Genomic DNA, 15,311 nt, shown 5'->3' on the forward strand with positions numbered 1-15,311 from the left:
AGAAGGCCCGCGCCTTGTCTGAGGCGGCGGGCCTTCGTCGCGCTTTTTGCGAAGAGAAGGATTTTGCATTTAGAAGCACGAACTACATCGATACGCATGCTCCGCACGGGGGGCCGAAATCGATGCGGGCGTGGCTCAAGTGGCTCTTGCTGAAGCCGTTGGCGACCGAGTATCGGCTGCTGGCGTACGTGGTCAGCATGCAGGTGGTGGTGCTGGCCATGGTGGCGGCCATTGTGTACGATGCTGCGGGCGGGGTGCGCACGTTGGCGCATTGGGAACGAGCCATCGGGGTGGACAGCCTGCCCATTCTCCGCGCGATGGCCTCGCGTCCGCTTTATGTGACGCTTTGGATTGCAGGGATCGGCACCGCACTCCTCCTCGCTTTCTCCGCCTTTGCGTACCGCCAACTGTTTCTCGATCTGCGCCAAAAGCGTGACTTGCGCAGGCGCCTCGCGCACGAGTCGAGCCACGATGCGCTCACCGGAGTCCTCAATCGCGCCTACTTCATGGACTACTTCGAATACGCGGTGCGGGCAGCGGAGCGAGACGCGGATCGCCTCGCGCTTTTGTACCTCGATCTCGACCGTTTCGAAGCGCTGAACGCCGCGTTCGGCTATCGCGCGGGCGACGACGTGCTGCGCGCCGTGGCTCGGGGATGGCAGGCCGAAAAGCGCAGCGCGGACGTTTTGGCCCGCCTGGGCGGGGACGAGTTCGCCCTTCTCATGGCGCACGCAGGTCCGGAGCTCGATGTCCTCGCCGTGGCGAATCGGCTCATGGCTTCGTGCCGCGAAGTGGATGCGTGGGCGCATCGTTTCGATCTCGGCGCGTGTGTCGGGATCGCCTTCTTTCCCGAAGACGGCACCACCCCGGACGTGTTGCTGCGCAAGGCGGAGCTCGCGGTGCAGCGCGCGAAGCGGCGAGGGCGGCACCAGGTCTGCTTCTATCGGGAGTCCATTGCGGCGGCCATGTCGCGGGCGGATCGCCTGCGGAACGAATTGCCTCGCGCCATTGCACGGGGCGAGTTGTACGTGGTGTACCAGCCCGTCGTGGACGCGAAGTCGGGCGAGCTGGTGTCCGCGGAGGCGCTCGTGCGCTGGCGGCACAAGGAGTTCGGCGAATTGTCGCCGGGCGAGTTTCTCCCGGTTGCGGAGGAAGCGAGGCTGATGCCGGCCATCACGCGGCGCATGATGGAGGAGGCCATCGCAAGCCTCGCGGCGTGGCGGGAGAGCGGGCTGTCGCTCACCATCTCTTTGAACATCTCCGCGCAGGACTGCCAATTGTACGGCGATCTCGTCGACGACCTCTCGCGCGCTGTCGCAGAGTACGGCGTGAAGCCGGAAGACGTCGAGATCGAGCTGACGGAGCAGTCGCTGATGGAGCACGCGGCGGAGGATTTGGTCCGGTCGCTGTGTCAGCGCGGCTTTCGCATCGCGCTCGACGACTTTGGCACGGGGTACGCGTCGCTCGCGTATCTGCGGCGGTTTCAGGTGACCCGGATCAAAATCGACCGGAGTTACGTGGCGCGCCTGTACACAAATGAGTACTATGAGCGGCTGATTCGCGCCGTGATGGCGCTCGCGGGGGAACTGGGGCTCGAAGTCACAGCCGAAGGTGTGGAGACCGCGGAGCAGGAGGCGCTCCTGCGGGCGATAGGCGTGAACAGGCTGCAGGGCTTTCGCTACGGTCGGCCTGTGACCGCGTCGGCCCTGCAGGAGGTGGCGGCGGGACATACAGATCCGCTTTAGCGGAGATGGGCGAAAGGTGCGCCGATGAGACGGGGGGATCGGGCGTTGGCGGATTTGGCATACCCAGGCGCGTTGAAGCGATATGTGGCCCTTCTGGTGGTGCAGAAATTCTTCTCGAGCGTCGTTTTATATGGCGTCGTTGCCTCGCTCTTCATGGTGTCGCGAGGGCTTGATTACACAGAAATCTTCACATTGGAGTCCGTCTTGGCCCTCGTTCTTTTCCTTGTGGACATTCCTTCGAGCGCGTGGGCGGATAGATATGATCGAAAATGGATGTTGGTCGTCGGACATGCAGCCGCGGTGCTGTCCGTGCTGGTCTTTGCCTGGGCGCGTCCATTCTGGATGTTTGCGGTCAGCTATGCGCTGAGCGGTGTGGGTATCGCCATCCTGTCAGGCGTTGAATCGGCGTATGTATACGATCTGTGCAAAGCGTTCAATGGGCAGGAACATGCGACCCGGGTGTACGCCCGGCTTAACGCTGCGGAACAATGCGCCACCGTGCTGAGCTTTCCGTTGGGCAGTTGGCTGGCGATGCACAGCTACGTGCTGGCGGTCTACGCGACGGCTGCAGCCAATGCGGCAGGGCTCCTCCTCGTACTGCTCCTGCCGGCCCAGCGGATTCGGGAGAATCAGGGACAAGAGAGCGCTCAAGGTGCCACGAACCAGCGGAGCGCGTTGGTCTCCACATGGAACTTCATTGTGTCAAACCCGCGATTACTGCTGTTGGCCTTTGCTGGCCCCGCGGTGTGGGTGGTGTTCAACGGTTTCAACTATCTGAATCAGCCGCTCTTCGTCAGGGCAGGGTTGCCAGTGCATGACTTCGGCTGGGTGATGGCGGCCGGATCGCTCGCCGCGATGGCGATTTCGCTCTTGGTTGGCCGCGTAAACCAGCAATTTGGCTTCATGGGCCCCGTTGTCGCCAGCACCCTGGCGATGTCCGCTGCTTTTGCGTGCATGGCGTGGACGAATCACCTGGCATGGATTGTCGTCGCCATTTTGATTCTCAACATGGGCGAATCACTGCGGTCGCCCCTGTTGAACAGCCTCACGAATTCACTTGTGCCCTCGGAGGTCCGGGCGACCGCTTTATCCGTTCTGACTGCGGTCGGCACCCTGTTGACTTTGATTCTGAACCCCGTTGTTGGTTACTTTGCGGACCACTCGGTGGCCGCAGGACTTCTCTTCAGCGGCGCGCTCGTTTTCCTGTTTTCCTTCGGAGGTTTGCCGTTCCTGCTCCGCATGAGAGGGCAGTTGGCGTTGCGTGAGATGTCTTCCGATCCGTCAGGGGATGCCAGTCCGCGGTAACTCTGTTTTGCATATTGGCGTTCGAGCCTGGACGAGGCTCGATGGGAGGAAGCTTGCGAGCCTATCATGCGGTCGATCCGCTGGGCGAGAAGTCCGCAATGAGCACCATTCGCCAGGCGTCCATGGAGAGGCCCGCCTGATGAACGCGCATCAGGCGGGCCTGTGAAGCCATTACGCCCAGAACCCCACGTACTGAGTCTCCTTTTCAAATCCCCACACAATCCAGATGATGTTGTACACGAAAGGGATGAGTATCCACCACACGTTCGCGCCGCTGTGCCCAAACGCGCGGCACAACTTCACCTGCCAGATGATGAAGAAGATCACGTTGACGATGGGCACGAGCAAAATCAAGATCCACCATGCGCTTTTGTGAATCATCTTGAGCTGCAGGACGATGTTCAGGACAGGTACCCAGGCGAACCAGGCGATGCGCGCGAGTCCCGCCTTCTTGGCGAGTCGATAAAGGGCGATGGATGTAAGAATATAAAGTGCGATGTCAATGAGGTACACCAGGACGAGCACTTCATCACCTCCCTCCGTCGGCTGCAACGGCCTCAAAAGTCAACTTATGCGCGCGCTCTCATCTTATGAAATTTCCATCTCCTTGCCTAGGGGGGTGGATCTTCGATGGAATGACACTGAAGGTCGCGCCCAGGTGACTTGGTGCGGCCGCGTGATAAACACAGGGGAGTGAGATCGACATGCTTGACGAAGTGATGAGATTCGACTAGTATTCAATTGATCAATTGAAAGGTGGTGATAAGGTCGTGGCGATCAATTCCCGTCCTTTCAAAACCGCTGTGTACGCTGAACTGGCTCGCCTGGGAAAGGCCTTGTCCAGTCCGTTGCGGGTTGAACTGTTGGACTTGTTGTCCAACGGGCCGAAGTCTGTGGAGAGATTGGCTCGCGAAACCCAGCAAAGCGTGGCCAACGTCTCACAGCATCTGCAGACGCTGCTCGAATGTCGGCTGGTGAAGTTTGAGAAGAGGGGCAATCTGTCGATCTACCAGTTATCCGATTCGAAAGTTGAAGATCTCATCTTGCAATTTCAGCGGGTTGGGGAGTGGCTCTATTCCGATATTGTCCGGCTACGCGACGAATGGACGGCTTCGCTCGAGGCGCAGGATGTCATGGACATGGGCGAATTGATGTCGCTCATTGGCGGTCCCGATGTGGTGGTGGTCGACGTGCGTCCCAGGGATGAATACGAATACGACCATATTCCCGGAGCGTTGTCGATCCCCATCGATGAACTGGAATCGAAGATATCCGAGTTGCCTCGCGACAAGCGAATCGTGGTGTATTGCCGCGGTCACTACTGTTTGTACGCACCAGAGGCCGTACAGCTTCTCCGGCGCCACGGTTTCGACGTGGTTCGGCTCGATGAGGGCGTTCGCGAGTGGAATCGTCTCGCTCATGCGACCTGAACGAATGTTGTGAGGCACGCAATGCGTGAGGTCTGTGACACTTTGGTGGAAGCCAGATGGGAGGAGATCAGCATGATCTTTCGGCAGTATCTCCATGAAGATCCGATTGCCATTTCGTATCTGTTCGGCTGCGGTAGCAAGAGCGAGGGGATTGTCGTCGATCCCGTGGATGACGTCGAGTGGTACATCCGCGAGGCTCAGCGCCTTGGCGTAAACATTCGTTATGTGTTCGATACACACATTCACGCCGATCACGTGTCAGGTGGGCGCGAGTTAGCAAAGCGGACAGGCGCCCAATACGTGTTGCATCGTTCGGCAGATGTTGCGTATTCGTTCGAAACTGTCGAGGATGGAGATGTTTTACTCGCCGGCAATACCAAGGTTCAAGTCCTTCACACACCCGGTCACACGCCTGAACACATCTCACTTCTCGTGTCGGATCTACGGCGCAGTGAAGAACCATGGTTTGTGGTTACGGGTCACACGTTGATGATTGGTGATGTCGGGCGAACGGAGCTGGCCACAAGTTTGGAAGAAGGCGCTAGTGCCCTATATGACAGCCTGTTCAACAAACTGCTCACCCTGGAGGATACCGTCGAGGTCTATCCTGGAGCGTATTCTGGCTCTGTCTGCGGACGCTATCTCTCTGGCAAGCCGAGCTCGACCATAGGCTATGAACGAAAGTTTAACCAAGCGCTGAAGCCTAGATCGAAGTCCGAGTTTATCGCCTTCATGACAAAGGATGTGCCACCTGTTCCTCGGGATCACGAGAAAATTCGCCGTATCAACGCCGGTGAATGAACGAGCCGCAAACGAAATGTGGCTTGTTGTCGCAAGCGGGGGCGTGTATCGAACACGCCCTCATTCCGTACTTGCCTGAATCGGGGGATACACGATGTCGACACGACAGTTGCAACTGGGCTTACGCCCTAACATTGGCCAATTTACTTTACTCGCAATCAACAATGCGTTTGTGGGCGCCATGCTCGGCATCGAACGAACCGTGGTTCCGATTCTCGGCCAACGAACGTTTCACCTGGCTTCATTGGCCGTACTCCTTTCCTTTATTACGTCATTTGGTCTCGTCAAAGGCCCCTTGAATCTCGTCGCTGGTCAACTGGGTGACCGGTGGGGGAGAAAGCCGGTCCTGATTTTTGGTTGGCTGTTCGCAATTCCGGTGCCGCTGTTGGTCATTTCTGCGCCGTCATGGACTTGGGTGGTTCTGGGGAATCTTCTTCTCGGAGCGAACCAAGGGTTCGCGTGGTCCATGACCGTCACCAGTAAGATCGACCTGGTCGGACCTAAGCGCAGAGGATTGGCCCTCGGCGTGAATGAGTTTGCAGGATATATCGGGGTATCTCTGATTAGCATCGTCGCGGGATTCCTAGCCTCGACTTACGGCCCACGACCGGTGCCCTTTCTCCTCTCTGAGGCGATCGCGGTCCTTGGCCTGATGATGGCTCTTGTGATCATCCGAGAAACGTTGCCGTTCGCAAGGCTTGAGTTGCAGGCTCATCCGCAGCCCAAGGAATCGAGTGAAACGCTGTCTCTCGGCAAGGTATGGAGATTGGTGAGTTTCCAGGACAAGACATTGTTCGCGTTGAGTCAGGCTGGACTCGTGAATAAGCTCAGCGATACGGCGATTTGGGGCCTGGTACCGGTCGAGATGGCGAAGGCCCATATGACGGATGCCCAGATTGGACTGGTCAGCGGCATTTATACATTTACGTGGAGTGTCTTGCAACTCGGGTCAGGAGCTTTTAGTGATCGAATCGGGCGGAAATTCCCGATTGTACTCGGGCAATTGGTCAATGCAGCCGGCACTGCCCTCGTACTCGTCACTCAGTCATTTGCCGCCTGGGTCACGATGGCCGTGCTCATGGGCGTCGGCACTGCGTTGGTCTATCCGGTGCTGCTGTCAGCGGTTGGTGATGCCTCGCATCCATCCTGGCGCGGTGCGGCGTTGGGGGTTTATCGCATGTGGCGCGACGGGGGATACGCGGTGGGTGGAATTTTGCTAGGGTTTGGCGCAGACCTGTTGGGGATCCGGAGTACCTTTGCATTGCTGTCCATTGTGGTGTTCTTGTCCGGGATCGTCGTGATGATTCTCATGAGGGAAACCTTACGTACCGAATGACATACCGTGTGGAGCGGTTCAAGTGTCCTACTCAGGAAGGGTTCATGCGGTGCGTGAAATCTGTCGAACAGATGATCAGCAGGATCGTCGGGAGAAAGCTCGAAAGGATCGTGGTGAACAGCGAGGGCGGAGGAGGGAGCGGCGTGGGCATGGAATCACCGCTTGCAGCCCAGGACGCGGAGCGCGTCGCCCAGGGCCTCGAAAGGCTGGAGGATCTCACCACGAGAGGGCAGGGCGCACACGAAGACGCGCAGGCGCTTGTGTATCGGCCGCCGCGCATCGTTCACCCGGTGCCCGGGTACCAGTGGCACGGCGCGCTGGGCCGCGCGCAGGCGCTCATCCGCGTGCCGCGCGACTGGAACGGCAAGCTCGTCATCGGTGCCACGCCCGCTGTCCGGTCGGAATTCGCCCTGGATCACCTCGTCTCGGACATCGTGTTGCAAAGGGGCTACGCCTATGCCGCCTGCGACAAGGCGACGCCCGGCCTAACTCTGCGCGATCCCGCCCGTTCCATGGCGGAGTGGGAGTATGCTTACGTCCACCTCATCGAGGTGGCCAAGCGCGTGCTCGCCCTGCGTTTCGCGCAGGTGCCGCTTCGCACCTACGTGCTCGGCGTATCGAACGGCGGCTACGTGGCGCGCATCCTGGCCGAGCGGCATTCGGACGAGATCGACGGCGCCGTCGACTGGGAGGGCGTGCACTGGGATCCAGAAGGACAGCACCTTTTGAAAACGCTTCCGGCATGGATCGCCGGGTTCGCCGCGTACGCGCGCGCTGACGGTGCCGAGCGAAATCGGCTGCGGGATGGCCTTGTGGAACTCGGGCTGCCGGGCGGTGCCGAGCGCCACTGGGCCATCTATCACCAGATGTACTGGCTCGTCACGCTCTGGCTCTACGGCCGCAATCTGGATCCCGACTGGCCAACCTTCGCGCTCCCTTGGTCGAACGACTGGCTGGGCGATCCGTCCGACCTTGCGGCCTATCCAGCCGAAGAGCGGGCTTCGCGCGTCGCGTCCCGCATCCGCCCCATCGCCAACACCGGCCGGATTGGCGTGCCCGTGCTCACGGTGGCGGGAAATTGGGACTGCCTCTTGCCCTTTGCCCATCATCAGGCGGCGTACGCCGAGAAGGTCGCCGCATCGGGCTGCGCGCACCTGCACCGGCTGTACGAGATCGACCGCGGCAATCACGTGGACGGGCTCTTGCGGCTCGATCGCGGCGACGAGCAGCCGGTGTTTCCGTATTTTGAAGCGGCATTGACGCGCCTCGAGCGGTGGGTGGAGCGCGGAGAGGAGCCGCCGCCAGGCGGCCTGTACCGCACGGTTGACGTTCTCGCAGCAGGCGCGGAACTGTACGCAGACACCAATTTGGAGGCGTGATGAAGATGGAGATTTCTTTGCAAGGGCGTGTCGCCGTCGTCACCGGCGCCGCGAGTGGGATTGGGCTCGCCGTCGCCACGGCCATGGCCGAAGCGGGGGCGAGCGTGGTGTTGTCAGACCTGCGCCAGGATGCGGCCGAAGCGCAGGCACAGGCCCTGCGGCAGCGCGGACTGGAGGTGACGGCCATTGCGGCGGACGCCTCGGACGAGGGCGAGATCGACCGGCTGTTCACGCAGGCGGAAGCGCAGTATGGCCGCGTGGACATCGTCGTCAACAACGCCGGCATGCAGCATGTGGCGCCCATCGAGGAGTTCCCGTCCGACGTCTTTCGCAAGATGGTGGACCTCATGCTCACGGGGCCGTTCCTCAGCATCAAGCGGGCGCTGCCCGGGATGAAGGCCCGCGGGTATGGGCGGATTCTCAACATGGCCTCGGTCAACGGCCTCATCGGGTTTGCCGGCAAGGCGGCGTACAACGCGGCCAAACACGGGCTCATCGGCCTGACGAAGGTGGCGGCGCTCGAGGCGGCCGAGCACGGCGTGACGGTGAACGCGCTCTGTCCCGGCTATGTGGACACGCCGCTCGTCCGCAACCAACTGGCCGATCTCGCCCGCACGCGCAACGTCCCCGTGGAGCAGGTGCTGGAGGACGTGATTTATCCGCTCGTGCCGCAGAAGCGGTTGCTCGCGCCCGAGGAGGTGGCGCACTACGCCGTGTTCCTGGCGTCCGATCTCGCCGCCTCCGTCACGGGCCAGGCCGTCGTGATCGACGGGGGATACGTGGCGCAGTAGGGGATTTGTCTTGGGTGGCTCCGTCGGTTAAGATGGCGGTAGAACCGATGCGGTGATGGAGCTCACCGGAACCGCCCGCGACGGGCTGATGGCTCCTGCGATGCACGGACGCTTTCCTGGATGCGTCTGCGCGTGGCAGGAGCCATTTTCATGCGGAGAGAAGGGGGAGAAGGGTTTGGACGAATGGAAAAAGATTGCCGCCGTGTTGATCGGCGGCGCTGTGGGCGGGGGACTGCGCGATCTCGTCGACGTCGCTGTGGGTCAGGTGCACCTGTTCCCGCTCGGCATCTTTGTCATCAACCTGACGGGCGCTTTCTTGCTCGGCCTCATTCAGCAACTGGCCGTGCGGCACGCGCTTCCCCATTGGCTGGTGGCGGGCCTCGGCCCGGGCGTCATGGGCGGATATACGACGTTTTCCACGTTTGCCGTCGGCGCGTGGGAGGCGCTGCGGATGGCCCCGTGGCAAGGCGCGCTGTACGTGGTGCTGACCGCCATTCTGGGGCCCCTGTGCGCATGGCTCGGAACGAAAGTTGTGCCTGCGCAGGCAACACCCGAAGAGGAGTGGGACGCGGAAGAGGAGGTCTCGCTGTGAACGACGCCGTGCTTTGGTTGACCACGGGCGGATCGGCCATCGGGGCGGTGCTTCGGTATCTCGTGGGTCAGTGGATTGGCAAGGTGAACAAAACGCCGTTTCCATGGGGAACGTGGATCATCAATATGGTGGGCACGTTGTGCCTGGCGCTCTTCACGGCGCGCCTCGCGCACGAAGACCCGCACCTTTTCATCTTTCTCGGCGCGGGCTTTTGCGGCGGATTCACCACGTTCTCGAGCTTCTCCACGGAAACCGTGGCGCTGTGGAGAGTGAGTCGCGGCTTGGCCATCGCGTACGTGGCGTCGTCCGTGATCCTGGGACTCGCCATTGCCGCCGTGGTGGACGCGTGGATGCCTCGCGCCGCTTGACTGGCCGTATCGCGGCGCGAGTCAGCGCGAAGACGCGTTCATGGCCTCGTTGGACGGTCCACCGGGCGAGCCCGTGACGTTCGGGAGGCCGGAACGTGGAGGCGGTTGGGTAACGGCCTGTGACTTTTCGCGCGCGATCTCGCCCGGCAGGGATTCGATGAGCTTCTTCCAATCGACGTTGGAACCAACGTCTTGCTTGAATTCGTCGGTATAATCGTCGTCCGCCACCTTCCAGGCGCCCGTCGCATCCTGTTGCAGCGTCAACCTATGAACGACGCCCGGGAAGTTGGCGAGAACCGCCGGGTTGGCGGTCATATGTTCGGTTGCCGCAGGCAAAATGGAGACCGTGGCTTTGTGGCGCCACAGGGTGCAACGCAAGATGGTGGGGTAGTAGTGGAAATCGTGAATCCAGGCATCTCCCCATGACTTCCACGAGACGTAAAAGACTGTCATCCTTCCGTCTGCATACTTCTGCGACGGCGTGCCTTGTACCATCAAAAAGTCGGGCAACGTGAGCTGTCGCGTATACTGATTGACAAGCGGCATCTCAACGTACAACTCGGACGTGTAGAGTACCTTTTCAAGTGTGGAAGCGGACGAATGCTGTTCTTGCCACCACTGTTGGACCACGTTCCCCGAGGATGGCACGGGGACGGGCGTTGGTTTGGAGTAGACGCGCGGCGCCTCCCAAACCGCGAGGAACGCACCGCACAGAAGCACAGTTGCGCCTGTCGCGAGGGCCCTAAAACGCGCCGTTAACACGAAATCACCCCTCATAGAGGAAAAAGAGATAAAATATGAGAGGATCATAGCTGGGTGCAATTCGTCTGTCAATCCCTAAAAATCAAAATGTTGATCTCGGAGAACCGAGAGGAACTCACACCATGAAAACCCGCGTCCGCGCCTTGGTCTCGCGGAGGCTCATCTTTGGCGAATTCATGAATGGGAATTTCAAAAACCAAATGCGCGCGCAGTCCCCGTGGACACCACCCTGATTTGAGGAATGCGCGCGCATGGGTGACAAACTAATCATAGCATGGGAGACGAAAATGTGGGAAGGTAATTGTTGATTTCAAATCCAATCCATTGGACCTGTTAGCGCAAGCTTCCTATCGGCGATGCGTCTCCAGGTGAAGCGCATTTCGCCGCTTGAACACGAACATGCGCATGAACACGTAAGAGACGGACGACGAGACGAACATCGCGCCGCCCTTGGCGATGTTGCTTCCCAGCATGTAGGGGAGTCCGCGATGCGTGACCAGGTAGTCGTTCGCGCCCACCAGAATCGCGTCGTTCAACACCAGGTTGATGAGCGACTGCAGCGCGAACTTCATTTTCTCCCGGCGCGATCCCGTCGCGATGTCGCCGAAGGTCCAGAACCGGTTCCACAAGTAGCTGTTGCAGATGGCCGCCATGACGCCGATTGTGTTGTACGCCATCAGCACAAACGGAGACCTCGTCGGAAACGCGAGCAGAAGCGCATTTAACACGCCGAGATCGACGGCCGCGTTCATCACGCCGACGAGCAGAAACTTGAAGTAGCGCCGCACATAGCGGTAGACGACGCGCACCGCGTACACCATTTGACCCCTCTTTTGTTGACCTTCTCTGTCATCCCCAGACTTCGTGCGCAATCTCGACGACGTGGCGCAGCTTGGCCCACTGTTCGTCCTCGGTCAGCAGGTTCCCCTCTTCCGTCGACGCAAAGCCGCACTGTGGGCTCAGGCAAAGCTGCTCGATCGGGACGTAGCGCGTCGCCTCGTCAATTCGCCGCTTGACCTCGTCTTTGTCCTCGAGCGCTCCGTGTTTGCTGGTGATGAGGCCGAGCACGATGGTAAGCGACTTGCGGTTCACAAACCGGAGCGGCTCGAACCCGCCCGCCCGCTCTGTATCGTATTCGAGGAAGAAACCGTCGATGTCGAGTTTCTGGAACAACGTCTCTGCGACGGGTTCGTACCCACCGGACGAAATCCAGGTGGAGCGGAAGTTTCCACGGCAGATGTGCATGGTGATGGTCATGTCCGCGGGCTTCGCCTCGAGCGCCTTGTTGATGGTCTCCGCATACTTGGCCTCAAGTCGCTTCGGGTCCCAGCCCTTGGCCATCATCTGCTGCTTCTGCTCGTCCGAGCATAGATACGCCCAGGCGGTGTCGTCGAGCTGCAGATAGCGGCAGCCCGCGTCGTAGAATGCGCGGATGGCGTCCTGGTAGGCCAGGGCGAGATCGTGGAACATCTCGTCCTCGTCTCGGTACACGCCATCCGCCAGTTCGCCGCGGAAGTGCAGCATGCTCGGGCTCGGGATGGTCATCTTCGCCACGTGTTCTCCCGCGACGTCGAGCAGGAAGCTGAAATGCGCGAGCATCGGGTGATCCTTTGGGAAACCGAGCTTGCCCACCACGCGGATGGCGCGGGGGCGAGTGGTCACGTTGTGGAACTGAATGCCGCCCTGCTCGGGCTCGTAACCCTGCACGCCCTCGAGGTGCTCGAGGAAATCGAAGTGCCACCACGAGCGGCGCAGTTCGCCATCGGTGACGGCGGCGAGCCCAATGTCCTTTTGCTTGGCGACAATCTGGCGGATGGCGTCGTTTTCGACAGCCGTGAGGGTGTCCTGGTCGATCTCGCCGGCAAAAAAGCGCCGGCGCGCCTCCTTGACAGGCTCGGGGCGGAGCAGGCTCCCCACCTGATCCGCGCGGAACGGCGGCTTGTGGCCGAGATTTGCGTGTGACATGGCGATCATCCTCGTCGTTCAAGATTTCGTGTGTTGGACGAGGTCATCGTACCACAAACGTGCGCGGTTTGGCTTCGGAGACTTCGCGCTGCGCGGGCACATGGCTCCCCGCCGGCGCGGGCTGAGACAGCGGGCGCCCCTTGCCCGTCACTGCCATGGCGACGGAAGCCGCCAACATGGCGCAGCCGATGACGAGCACGACGTCCGCGGTGTGATGCAGGGCGGCCAAGAGCGAAATGCGCTCCGCCTTTGCGAGCAGCGCGGCACCCGCGAGTTGCTCCGCTTCCGCAAGCGATCCCGTCTTGAGCTCGAATGCCGCCACCAGCTTCTGATACGCGTACAGCGCGCTCGGCTGGAACAGCGTGGCATGATCGCGCAGGTGTTCATAGGCGACGGCGGCGCTTCTGGCCATCCACCAGCCTGCGAAGGGCGGGGCCAGGGCGCCAGCGAGGTTTCTGTGGAAGTGGAGCGAGCAGGATCGCAGCCGCGCTTCGTGGAGATCGCCAGCGAGCGCGGTGGTGAGCGCGCCCATGATGAGCACGAGCCCGATGAGGCAGAGCGCCACGGCCATTTCGCAGCTGACGCGGGTGACAGAAACGACGGAGGTTTGCTCTCGCCACAGCCAGCCGACGGCGAGAACGCCGACCGATCCGATTGCGCCAAGGACGCCTGGACCGATCACGGGATGTAGCCACATTGCCGCGACGGCCACGACGACCAAGCAGCCGACGAAGAGGAGAGCGGCCGTGAGCCACTGGCGGGAAGAGGCGTCATCCAATGCTTGCAGCCACTGGTATCCTGCGACGAGCACGAAGATGAGTGCGACGTGGGACAAAATGGCCATGGCCGCACCCGAAATCTGGCGCACGGTGCGGATGGCTCTGTACTGCAGGAGCGGGGCGCGCGACTGAGTCTCCCAGGCTATCCAGACGAGAAAGAGGAGCGCCCCGGTGAGGAACCAAGGCCAGACACTTGTTGCGCCGAGGCCCGCGAACCGAATCTGGACGAGGGGCGGAGCAAGGGAAGCGGCCATCGCGGCAAGGAGCAGCGTGCCAGGGAAGTCCCACCGGGCCCCGGGCGCAGTCGGTTCGTGGGGCAGGGACAGCAGTCCGAGGACGATTCCCAGTGCTGACAGGAGCCCCGCAATCGCAAAGACCCAGCGCCAGGACGTCACTAGAAGGGCGACGGCGCCGACGACGGTGCCGAGGGCCGACATGCCATACAGGCCGCCGATGGCGTAGGCGATGAAGCGGCCGCGAATGGGCGCTGGGAACGAGGTGAGGCTCACGGGCAGGGTGGTGAGAAAGAGACTGCCCGCGGCAACACCTTCGACCGTGCGGCTGATGGCGAAGACCGGCGGATTGGGCGCCGTAGCCGACAGCGCGCAGGCTGCGAGGAACAGCGCGGCGAGCGGCAGGTAGGTTTGCCTCAACCCGAACCGCTGCGTGAGCCGCAGCCCGATGGGCACGCAGGCGGCAAACCCCAGATTGGACAACGTCGCGGCGAGTGCGAAGGCGCGCAAGCCTTCGGCAAGCCCCGACTGAAGCAGCGACTGATCCAGGATGGAAGACACGTTGGCGATGTACTGTGGACCAAACGAAAGCGCCGTGGCGGCGAGAATCATGGCGAGACGCGCCTTCGGGCGCACATGTGCACTTAGGGCTTCCATGGTGGCCTCCTTTCGGTTTCGTGAGTACTGGCTGTTCAAGCGAATCCCATTGTAGAGGGGTGGAATCATTCCGTAAAATACATAAAGAACTATGAATTTATAATTAAAGAGGCATAATAGGTTGGGGGCGCACCATGGACCTTCTTCAGTTGACGTACTTTCGCACCCTGGCGCGGTGGGAGCATGTGACGCGCGCAGCGATGGAACTTCGCATCGCCCAGCCCTCTCTCAGCAAGACCATCGCCCGCCTCGAGGCAGAGCTTGGGGTGCCGCTGTTTGACCGAACGGGCCGGAATTTGCGCTTGAACGCGTATGGGCGGGCGTTTTTGGCCCGGGTGGATCGGGCGCTGACGGAGATTGAGGAGGGAAAGCGCGAGCTCAGGCAGATGGCGAAGGCGAACGAAGAGACGGTCATCCTCACGGTGTCGACCACGCGCCTGTTGCCGGGGCTCTTGCGCGCGTTTCTCCGCGAGCATCCGCGCGTGAGGATTCGCCAGTACACGGGAAGCGCGGAGGAGATGGCCATGCAGATCGCGCGCGGAGAGGCGGATTTTTGTATCGCGGGCGCCGAGATCAAGGGGGACGAGATCGCCTGGGAGCCGCTCATGGTGGAAGAGGTGTATCTGATTGTGCCGCCCGACCATCCCCTGTCGGGCCGCGGAGTGGTTCGCCTGGCCGAACTCCGCGACGAGCCGTTCATCTGTGTCAACAAGGGGCACGAATTCCGGGAGCTGACGGACGGCTTCTGCAGACGAGCGGGCTTCGAACCGAAGGTGCATTTTTCGGGGGATGAGGCCGACGTGATTGCCGATCTCGTCCGCCAGGGCCTGGGGGTTGCGTTCGTGCCGGCCCTGACGTGGTGGGAAAAGGAGGAGCACGAGACGAGACGGCTGCGAATTGAGGCGCCGCGATGCGAGCGCGTCATCGGCCTCGCTTGGTCGAGGAGGCATCACCTCACGCGCGCCGCCGAGGCGTTTCGCGAATTCGCCCGGCGGTATTTCGCTCAACTGGTGGGCCATGAGGGCGTCCGCGGCGTGGAGGGATGGACGCCGTCGCCAAACTGACCATGGAGCACGAAGGGGAACCAGAATGCGATTCAGGTTCCTCTTTTTTTAACTATAAATGTAATTATCCTCCCTTTATACTGTCGGTTAACTAGAAAGAACAG

General features: G+C 61.1%; 15 protein-coding genes and 1 riboswitch. Of the genes, 10 read left to right on the forward strand and 5 right to left on the reverse strand.

Going from position 1 to position 15,311, the window contains the following annotated elements; translation table 11 throughout:
* Positions 1–122: 122 nt before the first annotated feature.
* Both AC27E8_RS11485 and AC27E8_RS11490 read left to right on the forward strand, forming a co-directional pair.
* On the forward strand, positions 123–1,745 hold the full coding sequence (locus AC27E8_RS11485; protein WP_487098909.1) for a putative bifunctional diguanylate cyclase/phosphodiesterase: 1,623 nt from the start codon (positions 123–125) through the stop codon (positions 1,743–1,745).
* 45 nt (positions 1,746–1,790) lie between these two features.
* Positions 1,791–3,050 carry an MFS transporter gene (locus tag AC27E8_RS11490; RefSeq protein ID WP_487098910.1) on the forward strand — a complete coding sequence of 420 codons (1,260 nt, stop codon included), beginning with the start codon at positions 1,791–1,793 and terminating at the stop codon, positions 3,048–3,050.
* Positions 3,051–3,221: 171 nt separating this feature from the next.
* On the opposite strand, the gene AC27E8_RS11495 is transcribed toward AC27E8_RS11490, so the two are convergent.
* Entirely contained in the window at positions 3,222–3,575 is a 354-nt protein-coding gene (locus AC27E8_RS11495) for a DUF5684 domain-containing protein (RefSeq protein WP_487098911.1), read from the reverse strand.
* 245 nt (positions 3,576–3,820) lie between these two features.
* Here AC27E8_RS11495 and AC27E8_RS11500 point away from each other — a divergent pair, with 245 nt between their 5' ends.
* From AC27E8_RS11500 to crcB, 7 genes are all read left to right on the forward strand, one after another.
* Complete coding sequence (locus tag AC27E8_RS11500; protein WP_487098912.1) at positions 3,821–4,480, forward strand: ArsR/SmtB family transcription factor; 660 nt, start codon at positions 3,821–3,823, stop codon at positions 4,478–4,480.
* Positions 4,481–4,552: 72 nt separating this feature from the next.
* Positions 4,553–5,281, forward strand: coding sequence for an MBL fold metallo-hydrolase (locus tag AC27E8_RS11505; RefSeq protein ID WP_487098913.1), 729 nt, complete (start codon positions 4,553–4,555; stop codon positions 5,279–5,281).
* Positions 5,282–5,375: 94 nt separating this feature from the next.
* Entirely contained in the window at positions 5,376–6,617 is a 1,242-nt protein-coding gene (locus tag AC27E8_RS11510; protein WP_487098914.1) for an MFS transporter, read from the forward strand.
* A 149-nt stretch (positions 6,618–6,766) separates the two neighbouring features.
* The gene (locus AC27E8_RS11515; protein WP_487098935.1) at positions 6,767–7,996 is read left to right on the forward strand and encodes a 3-hydroxybutyrate oligomer hydrolase family protein; all 1,230 of its coding nucleotides are present in this window, start codon (positions 6,767–6,769) and stop codon (positions 7,994–7,996) included.
* 5 nt (positions 7,997–8,001) lie between these two features.
* The gene (locus tag AC27E8_RS11520) at positions 8,002–8,787 is read left to right on the forward strand and encodes a 3-hydroxybutyrate dehydrogenase (protein ID WP_487098915.1); all 786 of its coding nucleotides are present in this window, start codon (positions 8,002–8,004) and stop codon (positions 8,785–8,787) included.
* Between the two features lie 42 nt (positions 8,788–8,829).
* A riboswitch (Fluoride riboswitch) is annotated at positions 8,830–8,892 on the forward strand.
* A 70-nt stretch (positions 8,893–8,962) separates the two neighbouring features.
* Positions 8,963–9,379, forward strand: coding sequence for a fluoride efflux transporter FluC (locus AC27E8_RS11525; protein ID WP_487098916.1), 417 nt, complete (start codon positions 8,963–8,965; stop codon positions 9,377–9,379).
* Positions 9,376–9,747 (forward strand): fluoride efflux transporter CrcB, encoded by a 372-nt coding sequence (gene crcB, locus AC27E8_RS11530; RefSeq protein WP_487098917.1) that lies wholly within the window; start codon positions 9,376–9,378, stop codon positions 9,745–9,747. The genes AC27E8_RS11525 and crcB overlap by 4 nt, the downstream gene beginning before the upstream one ends.
* A gap of 21 nt (positions 9,748–9,768) precedes the next feature.
* Here the strand turns inward: crcB and AC27E8_RS11535 are convergent, their stop codons facing one another.
* The 4 genes from AC27E8_RS11535 to AC27E8_RS11550 all read right to left on the reverse strand — a co-directional run bounded on the left by AC27E8_RS11535 (position 9,769) and on the right by AC27E8_RS11550 (position 14,143).
* Entirely contained in the window at positions 9,769–10,509 is a 741-nt protein-coding gene (locus AC27E8_RS11535; protein WP_487098918.1) for a hypothetical protein, read from the reverse strand.
* Positions 10,510–10,856: 347 nt separating this feature from the next.
* The gene (locus tag AC27E8_RS11540) at positions 10,857–11,330 is read right to left on the reverse strand and encodes a GtrA family protein (RefSeq protein ID WP_487098919.1); all 474 of its coding nucleotides are present in this window, start codon (positions 11,328–11,330) and stop codon (positions 10,857–10,859) included.
* Positions 11,331–11,358: 28 nt separating this feature from the next.
* Complete coding sequence (locus AC27E8_RS11545; protein WP_487098920.1) at positions 11,359–12,474, reverse strand: 5-methyltetrahydropteroyltriglutamate--homocysteine S-methyltransferase; 1,116 nt, start codon at positions 12,472–12,474, stop codon at positions 11,359–11,361.
* A 43-nt stretch (positions 12,475–12,517) separates the two neighbouring features.
* A complete protein-coding gene (locus AC27E8_RS11550; RefSeq protein WP_487098921.1) occupies positions 12,518–14,143 on the reverse strand; it encodes an MFS transporter in 1,626 nt (541 codons plus the stop codon).
* A gap of 134 nt (positions 14,144–14,277) precedes the next feature.
* Between AC27E8_RS11550 and AC27E8_RS11555 the strand changes: the two genes are divergently transcribed.
* On the forward strand, positions 14,278–15,207 hold the full coding sequence (locus AC27E8_RS11555) for a LysR family transcriptional regulator (RefSeq protein WP_487098922.1): 930 nt from the start codon (positions 14,278–14,280) through the stop codon (positions 15,205–15,207).
* Positions 15,208–15,311 lie beyond the last annotated feature (104 nt).

This window comes from Alicyclobacillus sp. CIJ1, assembly GCF_057538885.1.

Excerpts from the sequence above, each read along its gene's own strand:
- AC27E8_RS11515 (WP_487098935.1), top strand. The coding sequence starts at position 6,767 with ATGGAATCACCGCTTGCAGCCCAGGACGCGGAGCGCGTCGCCCAGGGC.
- AC27E8_RS11540 (WP_487098919.1), bottom strand. The coding sequence starts at position 11,330 with ATGGTGTACGCGGTGCGCGTCGTCTACCGCTATGTGCGGCGCTACTTC.
- AC27E8_RS11505 (WP_487098913.1), top strand. The coding sequence starts at position 4,553 with ATGATCTTTCGGCAGTATCTCCATGAAGATCCGATTGCCATTTCGTAT.
- AC27E8_RS11520 (WP_487098915.1), top strand. The coding sequence starts at position 8,002 with ATGGAGATTTCTTTGCAAGGGCGTGTCGCCGTCGTCACCGGCGCCGCG.
- AC27E8_RS11545 (WP_487098920.1), bottom strand. The coding sequence starts at position 12,474 with ATGTCACACGCAAATCTCGGCCACAAGCCGCCGTTCCGCGCGGATCAG.
- AC27E8_RS11550 (WP_487098921.1), bottom strand. The coding sequence starts at position 14,143 with ATGGAAGCCCTAAGTGCACATGTGCGCCCGAAGGCGCGTCTCGCCATG.
- AC27E8_RS11485 (WP_487098909.1), top strand. The coding sequence starts at position 123 with ATGCGGGCGTGGCTCAAGTGGCTCTTGCTGAAGCCGTTGGCGACCGAG.
- AC27E8_RS11555 (WP_487098922.1), top strand. The coding sequence starts at position 14,278 with ATGGACCTTCTTCAGTTGACGTACTTTCGCACCCTGGCGCGGTGGGAG.
- AC27E8_RS11510 (WP_487098914.1), top strand. The coding sequence starts at position 5,376 with ATGTCGACACGACAGTTGCAACTGGGCTTACGCCCTAACATTGGCCAA.